This window comes from Pseudomonas sp. Sample_23 (genome assembly GCF_004307595.1).
GTDB lineage: Bacteria > Pseudomonadota > Gammaproteobacteria > Pseudomonadales > Pseudomonadaceae > Aquipseudomonas > Aquipseudomonas atacamensis.
In genome coordinates this window covers 59,964-69,354 of the sequence record NZ_RCNX01000066.1, presented here as the reverse complement: position 1 = coordinate 69,354, position 9,391 = coordinate 59,964, and the positions used below count along the sequence as shown (strand labels likewise).

Below are 9,391 nucleotides of genomic sequence, written 5' to 3'. Positions count from 1 at the left end.
GTGTTGATCATCACCGAGGCCGAGTCGACTTCCGCCACGAACCGGCGGGTGTCGGCGAGGTTTTCGCTGACGATCGAGTCGGTGTGATGGGAGCCGTAATGGTTGATGTGTTCGATCGCCTGCTCCAGACCGTCGACCACACGGATCGACAGAATCGGCGCCAGGTACTCGGTGTGCCAGTCGTCTTCGCTGGCCGCGACCACTTCGATGATCGCCCGGGTGCGCTCGCAACCGCGCAGCTCGACGCCTTTGTCGCGGAACTGCGCGGCCATCGACGGCAGGAAATCCTTGGCAACAGCCTGATCGACCAGCAGGGTCTCCATCGCGCCGCAGATACCATAACGATAGGTCTTGGCGTTGAAGGCGATGCGCTGGGCTTTGGCCAGATCGGCGTGTTCGCTGACGTAAACGTGGCAGATGCCGTCCAGATGCTTGATCACCGGCACGCGGGCATCGCGGCTGATGCGTTCAATCAGGCCACGACCGCCGCGGGGCACGATGACGTCGACGTACTCAGGCATGCTGATCAGCGCGCCGACGGCGGCGCGGTCAGTGGTTTCGACCACTTGCACCACAGCGGCGGGCAGTTCGGCTTCGGCCAGACCGCGCTGGATGCACGCGGCAATCGCGCGATTGGAATGAATTGCCTCGGAGCCACCGCGCAGGATGGTCGCGTTGCCGGACTTCAGGCACAGGCTGGCGGCATCGATGGTCACGTTCGGACGGGATTCGTAGATGATCCCGATCACGCCCAGCGGCACGCGCATCTTGCCGACCTGAATGCCCGACGGACGGAAGCTCATGTCGCGGATCGCGCCGACCGGATCCGCCAGTGCAGCGACCTGACGCAAGCCGACGATCATGCCGTCGATGCGTGCCGGGGTCAGTTCCAGACGTTCCAGCAGCGCCGGCTCCAGACCGCTGGCGCGACCGGCAGCCAGATCCAGCTCATTGGCTGCGGCCAGCTCGGCGCGTGCAGCATCCAGAGCATTGGCGGCAGCCTGCAAGGCGCGGTTTTTCTGCGCGGTGCTGGCGCGACCGATGACCCGGGAGGCAGCGCGGGCGGCGCGACCCAATCGGGTCATGTAGTCAAGAACGGACTCAGTCATGGTCTGCTGGGGTCTTGGCAAAGAGGAAAGCGGCAGATTATAGCTGTCGCGTCCCGGGACTAACAGCGGTGACGGGCGGATGGTCGAAATGAGCTGCGTTTGCCCGTCGTTCAGACGTAATTAAGCTCAGCGTTGTTATCATCACGACCTCTTGAGCCTGGATAAACCTTGCCCATCATGACCAACGTGCCCCTTTGCCCCGAGTCCGCGCGCCTGCCCGTGGGCCTGCCGGACAGTTTTTTCGACCGCGACGCCCAGGTTCTGGCGCAGGCGCTGCTCGGCAAAGTCATCCGCCATCGCGTCGGTGATCTGTGGCTGAGTGCGCGAATCATCGAGACTGAAGCCTATTACTTCGCGGAAAAAGGCAGTCATGCCTCGCTCGGTTACACAGAAAAGCGTAAGGCTTTGTTTCTGGATGGCGGCCACATCTATATGTACTACGCCCGCGGCGGTGATTCGCTGAACTTCAGTGCGCAAGGTCCGGGCAATGCCGTGCTGATCAAATCCGCCTATCCGTGGGTCGACGAGGTCAGCGGCCCGGCGAGTCTGGCGCAGATGCTGCTGAACAATCCCGATGCCCAGGGGCGACCGCGGCCGACGCAGAAGTTGTGCGCCGGGCAGACGTTGTTGTGCAAGGCATTGGGTTTGAAAGTACCGATGTGGGACGCCAAGCGTTTCGATCATGAGTTGTTGCTGGTCGAGGACGCGGGACCGGCACCCTCGCAGATTATTCAAACCACTCGGCTGGGCATCCCGCTGGGCCGCGATGAACACTTGATGTATCGCTTCGTTGACGCTGCGTATGCGCAATGGTGCACGCGGAACCCGCTGCGACGGGGTCAGGTCGAAGGCCGGGATTATATTTTGCTTCCCGTAACCGACGCCGCATCCGTCAATGAATGATGACCTCCCCTGTGGAAGCGAGCCTGCTCGCGAAGGGGTCGTGCCAGCCAACGCTTCTATCGTCTGACACAGCGTCATTCGCGAGCAGGTCAGCAGTCCACCGCGTAACAATTACTTAAAGAATGAATGGAGTTTTTCTGTATGGGCCCATGGCTCGATAGCATCACCGGATGGCTCGGCGCCAATCCGCAGTGGCTGGCCGCAGCGGTGTTCATCGTGGCGTGCGTGGAATGTCTGGCGATCGCCGGGCTGATCGTGCCGGGCACGGTGTTGCTGTTTGCCGTGGCGGTGCTGGCCGGCAGCGGCGCGCTGTCATTGAGCGAAACGCTGCTGCTGGGCTTTCTTGGCGGCATTCTTGGCGACCTGATTTCCTACTTCCTCGGCCGCCATTTCCACCAGAACATCCGCCGCCTCCCCGGGCTACGCCATCATCCGGAATGGATGGCCGGCGCCGAGTCGTACTTCCAGCGCTATGGCATCGCCAGCCTGCTGGTCGGGCGCTTCATCGGCCCGCTGCGGCCGATGCTGCCGATGGTTGCCGGGATGTGCGACATGCCGTTCCCGCGTTTCTTCGCCGTCAGCCTGCTGGCCGCTGTGGGCTGGAGCCTGGCTTATCTGTTGCCGGGCTGGGCCACGGGCGCAGCGTTCCGCCTGCCATTGCCTGAAGGTTTCTGGCTCGAAGCCGGGATTGTCGCGGCCAGCATTGCGGTGATGGTCGGCCTGAGCGTCAACAGCAGCGTGCGCCGCCATCGTCGCGCGACGATCTGGATCGGCGGCATGAGCCTGTTGATCCTGATCGGGCTGTTTATCGGCTATCCATACCTCACCGCGCTCGACAACGGCGTGATGACTCTGGTGCAGGAGCACCGCCAGCCAGCGCTGGACGAAATCGCCGTGACGCTGACCCTGATCGGCGAATTCCGCAACATGCTGCTGTTCAGCGCCCTGCTCGTCATATTGCTGTTGCTGTGCAAGCAATGGCGCCAGGCAGTGTTCGCGGGCGCCACCATGCTGATCACCGCCATGGCCAACACCGGCACCAAGTATTTTTTCGCCCGGGTACGCCCGGAAGTGCTCAGCGATCCATTGACCACCTACAGCATGCCCAGCGGCCATGCTTCTGGCGCATTCGCCCTGTTCCTGACGCTGGGTGTCCTGGCCGGACGCGGGCAGCCGCCACGCATGCGCCTGACGTGGCTGCTGATTGCCTGCATCCCGGCATTCTCCATTGCTTTGTCGCGGGTCTATCTCGGCGCGCACTGGCCAACCGACATATTGGCCGGTGCAATGCTGGCCAGCTGCGTCTGCGCCGCGATGCTGTGGTCAAACCAGCGGCAGGCGCCGCTCAACGCCATGCCTTTCAAGATCTGGTGGCTGATCCTGCCGTCCATGGTCGCGCTGTTCGGATTCTTCGTTATGCGCCACTTGCCACATACATTGTTGCGTTACGCCTACTAAAACAGGCAATTTACAAGCGACATTTCTTATACGCCGCTCTTTCGGAACATTCCGACAAGAGCGGCGCTTGCAACCTACGCAAACTTCCTCCCTCCCGGTTAACTTTCCTGGTTATAAAACCGACATTTCCGCATTCTCGATCGACGCAAAACTAGCGTTACATATTCAAGTTGAAACATGCCTGCTCAGTGTTTCGCGCTTTTGAAAAACCGTTAGATTGATGGGCCCGACTCGGACATTTGCTGGCTATCCATATTTATTCAAACCATGCATTGAAGTTCTGCCGAGTCATACAACAATCCATTTCTTATCGAGTCTTTCATGAGTCCAAAAATACCCCGCAAGACGTCAGTCACAACCACGCATCAAACTGATGCAAACGTGCCAACGCCACATCGGCCCATGTTTGATGTCAGCAGCATTGAAATATCGCCAAGAGCCGGCATCCCCGATCTTGCGCTGCACAGTACCAACTTCGACAGCGCCCTTGCCGATGCGAATCCGCGGTTGCCAGCGGTTGAAATCTTTCAGTTACCGGCACACAGCGCCTATCGCTCGGAACATTCCACTTCAATAAACGATTACTGGTTATCAGAGACCTTTGTGCGTGGAATGCAGCCTGCCGACAATGATGGATTTCGCTGGATCGTTGGCAGAAAGTTCGCAGACGTCGAATATCAGGGAGCTCTGCAAACCACGCATGTGGGTGAGGATGAAACCGGCGCGTTGCGCAGCAAGTTACTCACCGAGCGCGTTCCCTCCGGACCGCGCCTGTACAAAAACGCAGACAGCCCCACCTGGCGCCTGACCGAACAACCCGCGCCAAAGCGACCGCGCCTCGCCCCCGTGACAACACCCATCAATCAAAGTCGTTACAGCCCATCCTGGCGTTCGCCGGATGCTCAGGGCTATTACGAAATGAATCCGCTATTTGGCTCACGCAAAGACAACATACTGTTCGCCTTCCGGGATTCATATGGCAATTACATAGCGGTTGATCCTCCGGCGGGTGGATTCGCAGCGTCGCCGCTCCACCTCAAACAGTGGACCGATCATGAGATATGGCAGCTATATGGGCTACAGGGCGAGGACATCGCGCGCTTTCGTGTCCAAGCCCAGGCCACCGGCACGCCGCCACAGTGGGCACACCCCACAACCACGGAAAATCCGCGAACCGATCTGCTGCGCGACTCGTTGCGCTGGCTGCACCCGCAGATGGGCTTTGCCGAGCGCGAAGCCTTTCTGCAATCGTTCAATCTGCTGCCCAGGCAACTGTCGCGTTTGCAGCAGGAAATGGCCAGCCTTCTGACGCTTCCGGCGTGGGCATTGGCGCACAAGCGCTTGCTGGAGGACGTCAGCAACCCGCAACGCTTCGACCAGTTTGCCGCCGATGCGCTCGAGCAGCTCAACCTCAAGCGCAATGCCCGCCACGATTGGTACGACGCAGAAAACAGCCTGACCCCCGAGGTGCGCGAAGCGCTGTTGAAACAGCTCGGTTATCTGCGCAACAAGAACAACTGCCTGTACCGCACGGACATTCCGGCGCTGTTTCGCGGTGACGAGCGCACGCCGTTCGAGCTGGCGAACGACGGCACCATGCTGCCGCGCTATCACCACGAACCCGGCGCGACCACACACAAGCCGATCAGCGCGACGTTCAGTCTCCAGGCAGGACAGGGATATGCCCGCGCCCCCGATCCCGAATACCTGCGTTTCAACAGCCAGACCCATAAATACCCGGGACGCGACACGGGCGACAGCGGTTCGGAAAGCGGCGCAAGCGACGCCAGTGATACACCGAGTGACTCCTCGTCAGACTGGTCGGATCCTGACAGCCCTGTGGCATGGGATCACGAACGCGGCTACCGGTCCACGCGCACACGGCAGACGGAAATGTTTCTCTACGCACTCGACACGCGCGATCTGGAGGTCGTTCCCCACGAAGAAAACATGATGTTCAATTCCGCTGCGCGTGACACCCCGCCGACCTGGTTCCCCTCCGACGATCTCGAAGGGCTGATCTCGGTCACGCGCAGCGGAGTTTCAGCCGAGCGTGTCTGGTTACTGAACACAGACCTGACCAAGGGCGCCAGGGTCGAAGACATCAAAGAGCAGGCTGGGGCAAACGCTGATCGCATCGAAGCGGCCACCCATGCCGGGCACTCCAACCGGTTCGAATACGACCAGTTGATCGACCAGGTGGAGGCGGCGGGCCTGCCGATACTCAGGCTCTCAGGCAACAAGGACGAGTTTGCCCATGACATCGCCTGGCCCGAACTTCAGATGCTCAAGTAAAGCCGCCAGGGAAACCGGCTCCTCATGCACACCATTAAAGGATTAATACGTGTCGAAACTCATCGTTCCCGCGGCTCATGTCGCCCACGTGCGCGCGCTTCAAGTTACCCCCATAGACGCCTCGGCCAATGCCCATACGCCGTCCACACCCATGCCCGATCGAGCGGACGTGCCAGGCGAGGTGCCTGACAGCCCCCCATCCCTTCGCCAGACTCTGAAGGCAATCGACAAACACCTGGGCCCACTGCGTATCGGCGAGGTCGTGATCAGTCGGGTCGAGTTGCAAGCGCTGGGGGCGACCGTCGACGGTCAACCTGTCAGTCCGGCGAATGCCAACATGAAGCGCGTGGATCAGGCTTTTCTGGACGGACTCCATTTCGAGTCCGCAAAGGTACAGTCCCGCTTGCAAGCTGTGGACTTTCCCGACAATGACATGGCGGCACTGCTGTTCTATGAGATTGCCTGCAAGCGCTCGGTCGATGCCGGCCCATTGTTCGTCAGTGATATGCCGCTGGTTTCGGGCAGCGCCATGGATCGTCTCAACAAATTGGGCAAGGCTGCGCAAAAGCTGGAAATCCACCGGGCGGACGCGTTTGAACACGCGCCCGGCTGGATCAACAAGACCAAAAGCTATTTGATGAGCGGCGCAGGAGTCGGCATGCAAGCCTTCGGCATCTACAGCGGCTACATGGCCCTGACCGATGCGATCAAAAAAGGCGAGGCGCTGGAAATGCTCTACTACGGCGGATCCATCGCTGCAGAACTCGGCTCGCTGATCATTGAGCGGGGTCTGGCCAGAACAGGCCAGGCAATGCTGACTCAGGGCAGCAATGTACTGAGGGGTTTTGCGCTGACCTCGATCGGCAAATACATGAGCCGTGGCGCGGGAATGTTCGCCAGCGCGATCACCTTGCCGTTCGACATTGTCGACGCGATCAAATCGTTCAACGCCGCCGCCGCGTCATCGGGCAAAGAAGCTCAGGACCATTATTTCAGCGCTGCCCTGAGTGTAGCGGGCGCTGGCATCAGCCTGGTGCTGGGCGTCGCCGCGCTGGCCGGTTTCGGCAGTGTTGCCGGCCCGCTCGGCCTCGCGGCTGCCGCACTGCTCATCTCCGGTTCATTGATCTATCAAGCCGCCAGGGTCGTCGACCAGATCGATGATTACATCGAACTGACAACACTCGAGCGTCTGCGCTCGGGATGGTTCGCTTTTACCGGCAAGGAACTGGACGCCGAAGTGATGGATCGCTTCAAGCTGTCCAGGCTTTCCAGTGACTACGAAAAACAGCTCGAACTGTCGGCCAAAGACATGCTTGCCGGCGCTTACAGCGACTCCATCGCCCAAGTGGTCAATGGCGCGTTTCGCGCCGAATTGCGCCCTGTCGAACTATGGCGTTACCAGTGGGACGAAAGCGTCGGGCAGCTGCCGTTCAGACTCGACAGCCAGGCGGTGATCGTCGGCGGCGACGATATCATCGATGCAAGCCATGGATTACCCGACAACCTCAAGGGCGTTGTCAACGGCAGTGCAGGCGAAGGCAAAGGCGTGTTCTGGCGCCTGGGCGATGGCAATGACCGTGTCGCCGGCGTCAAGGCGCAGCCCAACCTGTTTACCTACCGCCAGGGACACAAGGCGCTCAGCGGTGGCGACAAAAACGATGCGTTCTATCAGCAGGTCGCTGACGAGGAACTGGACCGGCTGACCAAACCGCCGCACATCAATGTGCTGGATGGCGGCGACGGTAGCGATACGTTTGCGTTTGAAGGCCAGCGGCCAGCCACTGATACACGACACATCGGCCATCGGATTGACCTGCCGAGCGGCAAGGTCACGCTGCGTGGTCTGGACCCGGAAGGACCAGGCATTGAAGTCGCGCACCTGACATCGTTCGAGAACGTTTCGACGCTGCGCAAAGGCAGCAGCCACGTCATCGGCAATACCGAGGCCAACCAGATCTCAGCCCATGGCCATGATCGCGTCAGCGCCGGTGCCGGCAACGACACGATTGCCATCTACGGCCTCGAATGTCACGTGGACGGCGGTAGCGGCGTCGATCGCTATTACATCGCTCACACCAACGCACGCACGACAATCACCGAGGACAGCGCGCATTCGAGCGTGATCGAAATGGGCTGGCCGCACGCGGTGATTCAGCGCTGGCAGATCATCGGCACCTCGCTGGTGATCAATTCCTTGCGCGGAAAGGACGGCGACGACCCAGACCACGTGCTGACCCTGGAAAACGTCTATCGAATGGTCGACGGCCAGCGTCGGTTGCATAACGATCGATGGCTGTTCCGCACCCAGGATGGCTACGAACTGCTGGCTCAGCTCCCTCAGGAACCAGGTCCAGCGCTGAGTCAGGACATCGATGTCGCCGTGACCGTCATTGGTCAGCCCGCCCCTGCCCCGGCGATCGTCAATGGCGGTACGGTGACGATCGACAATCAGAGCCTGGGCCGACATTTTGTCACCCGTACTCAGCGCGAGGTCGAGTTCGTCATCGCACGCAGCGCCACCAGGCCGCGCAGCGTTTTTCTGGACTACGGCGACGACGAAATCATCGACGTCGAGCTCAGCTATGCCGTCCAGGTGCGCAAAGGCGTTTCGGGCAATACTCACCTGACCTACAAAGACTTCTGCCTGTCGCTGCGGTTGCCGGCAAAAGTGCTGGCATTCAAGGGCGTGATTCAACCGATCGCTGCCGCCACCGGGTACAGCGGGCGCAACAGCCTCAAAGTGACCACGCCGCAATTGGCGCAAGACATCGTTGTGGTCATGCGGGACGGAGTGTCCTATCGCCTGCAACTGCCGCACCTGGACTACGAAGAGGACGCCAACAACCCCGGCGCACGACAGGTCAGCACTCGAAGCTGGCTGAAACGGCGCAACGGCAACTACCCGTTCACCCGGCCCGCCATCAGTGAGAAGCCGCTGCTGACCGATCGACCCAGCAAAATCGTCATCGAATCCCGGGCGCATACCGGCATTTATCTGCTTGAGGGTCATAGCGCGACGTACGACATCTACCTGGCCAGCAACTGCATCGTGCGCCTGGCCACACCTGGGGCTGCGGCAAAAACGGCCAACGCCTCAAGCTGGAATCTGTACACCAGGACAATGGACGAAACCGTCACTCGCGACGAAATCCAATTGCAGGACAACCGCTTGCGCATCGCCAGCGTGACTGTCCAATTGCCGGATATCGGCGATGACACACCGGTGGAATCGGTCAGCGTGGCGACCACCGCCGGCAATCTCTATCAAGTCTCGCTGCTGTTCGAGATCTTGCAGCTGTACGTCATCAATGCCCAAGGCTACGCCGGCGTCGATGCGCTGTTGGCCGATATCGAGCAACACCGGCAGCGCAACGAGTTGGCAGTGCGGGTCTACGTGACTCACATTGGCTACCAGCCCGACACAGTGGGCACGCTGGTTTACAACTCGGTAAACCGCCACTGGAGCCTGCTGACTGACCGGCAGACACGCGTCAAACGCGAAGACCTGTTCATCCCCGTCAACATCAACTGACCGCGCGCTGCCGGTTTCAACAACGTGCCGGGATGGACCTGAGCTCCAGTCCGGCACTTGATCACCTCGGCCAATGACTGGCCGGGTTCACTAC

General features: G+C 60.4%; 5 protein-coding genes. 4 read left to right on the top strand and 1 reads right to left on the bottom strand.

Annotation, left to right across the window (positions count from 1 at the left end):
* Window positions 1-1,109: glutamate-5-semialdehyde dehydrogenase (locus D8U82_RS17490; RefSeq protein ID WP_130902623.1), on the bottom strand; the 1,109-nt coding region annotated here is incomplete at its 3' end.
* A gap of 177 nt (window positions 1,110-1,286) precedes the next feature.
* On the opposite strand from D8U82_RS17490, the gene D8U82_RS17485 reads away from it, so the two are divergent.
* The 4 genes from D8U82_RS17485 to D8U82_RS17470 all read left to right on the top strand — a co-directional run bounded on the left by D8U82_RS17485 (window position 1,287) and on the right by D8U82_RS17470 (window position 9,297).
* Window positions 1,287-2,012, top strand: a complete 726-nt coding sequence (locus D8U82_RS17485) for a DNA-3-methyladenine glycosylase (RefSeq protein WP_130888570.1) — start codon at window positions 1,287-1,289, stop codon at window positions 2,010-2,012.
* A 141-nt stretch (window positions 2,013-2,153) separates the two neighbouring features.
* Window positions 2,154-3,470 (top strand): bifunctional DedA family/phosphatase PAP2 family protein, encoded by a 1,317-nt coding sequence (locus D8U82_RS17480; RefSeq protein WP_130902622.1) that lies wholly within the window; start codon window positions 2,154-2,156, stop codon window positions 3,468-3,470.
* Between the two features lie 402 nt (window positions 3,471-3,872).
* Window positions 3,873-5,765: a hypothetical protein gene (locus D8U82_RS17475; RefSeq protein ID WP_241668070.1), complete on the top strand. Its 1,893-nt coding sequence runs from the start codon at window positions 3,873-3,875 to the stop codon at window positions 5,763-5,765.
* A gap of 181 nt (window positions 5,766-5,946) precedes the next feature.
* Window positions 5,947-9,297: a calcium-binding protein gene (locus D8U82_RS17470; RefSeq protein ID WP_241668069.1), complete on the top strand. Its 3,351-nt coding sequence runs from the start codon at window positions 5,947-5,949 to the stop codon at window positions 9,295-9,297.
* Window positions 9,298-9,391 lie beyond the last annotated feature (94 nt).